Genomic DNA, 1,278 nt, shown 5'->3' on the forward strand with positions numbered 1-1,278 from the left:
GCCCGGTAAACAAGTACGCTCGGAGTACCCAGGATGAAGCGTTCGATTTTTTTTGCAAGTACATTATTGTTTGCTGCTTTAATTTTGGCATTGTCACACCCCAGTATGCTGACCGAAGCAAATGCTCAAGAGTCTGGCTCAAGCGAAGGCAAAGCCGTGGAGGCCAAACCGACGCATCAAGCGATCGAGCGATCCCGAGACAAAGTGAAGATGCTGGACAATATTTTCAAACAGACGATTGTCCTGGTGACTGACAAATATGTTCACGATGAGGATGACTTTGCCGCGGGTAGCGCCGCGGTCTTGTTATTTAAAAACATTTCGGAAAGCGGCGACAACAAGGTGCGATTGATCGATGCGACGGGTGATCCATATGAAACCGCAAACGTCGCCAATGATGAATTCGAAAAGGAAGGAATCAAAAAACTGAAGCTAGGTGCAAAAGGGCATGAAGCCGTCGTGACGCGAGACGGCAAGCCATTCCTGCGAGCAATGACCCCCGTTCCCGTCGTGATGCAGAAGTGTGTTATGTGCCATGCTCACTACGCCGAAGCGAAGGAAGGCGAACCGATTGGTGCCATCAGTTACACAGTACCGATTCAATAGGGCATGTTGGATTGACGACGGGGAATGTACGCCATGAAAGTGCTTGAACAATACGCGAATGGATCCTCGGAGCTTAGCTCTGCACTATCCGGTCTATCCGACGAACAACTTGACGCGATTCCAGTTCCCGGCAAGTGGTCGATCCGTCAAGTTGTCTGTCATATCGCCGATTTCGAGTTGGTATATGCGGACCGGATGAAACGAGTCATTGCCGAGACTGAGCCTACGTTCTTCGGTGGTGACCCCGATACATTTGCGGCCGGATTGGCGTACAAGCAGCGTGACATCAACGAAGAGCTTCGGTTAATTGAGTCGGTTCGACGCCAGGTTACCCGAATAATCCAAACGCTCGAAGAACGCGACTTTCAACGAACCGGAGTACACAAGGAAGACGGTCAGCTTTCGCTTGCCACATTGCTTACAAGTGTTACTCTTCACCTGCCCCATCACCTCGCCTTCATTGAAGAAAAAATTGCCGCCATGAAGGCAAAGCCTCACAAAGAAGGTCGATCGAACCTGTAATCAATCTGCAGTCAGTAGGTTGCGGCATTTTTCCGGAGGAAGAATCGCTGAATCACTTCTCCAAGAGACGCGTCATTTGCGGCCGAGTCGGAAGCACATCCGCAAGTGTAACGCTTTTTAGGTAATCCAATTGAATTCGTTCGGCTCTAG

General features: G+C 50.1%; 2 protein-coding genes. Both read left to right on the plus strand.

The features are described from left to right. The first annotated feature begins 33 nt into the window (after positions 1-33). A complete protein-coding gene (locus FYK55_RS28700; RefSeq protein WP_150080056.1) occupies positions 34-606 on the plus strand; it encodes a c-type heme family protein in 573 nt (190 codons plus the stop codon). Between the two features lie 33 nt (positions 607-639). Continuing rightward, positions 640-1,128, plus strand: a complete 489-nt coding sequence (locus FYK55_RS28705; protein ID WP_150080057.1) for a DinB family protein — start codon at positions 640-642, stop codon at positions 1,126-1,128. Positions 1,129-1,278 lie beyond the last annotated feature (150 nt).

Origin of the sequence: Roseiconus nitratireducens (assembly GCF_008629675.1) — a bacterium.
Classification (GTDB): domain Bacteria; phylum Planctomycetota; class Planctomycetia; order Pirellulales; family Pirellulaceae; genus Stieleria; species Stieleria nitratireducens.

What these genes read in the sequence shown, in the direction of transcription:
- FYK55_RS28700 (WP_150080056.1), top strand. Translation starts at nt 34, where the DNA reads ATGAAGCGTTCGATTTTTTTTGCAAGTACATTATTGTTTGCTGCTTTA.
- FYK55_RS28705 (WP_150080057.1), top strand. Translation starts at nt 640, where the DNA reads ATGAAAGTGCTTGAACAATACGCGAATGGATCCTCGGAGCTTAGCTCT.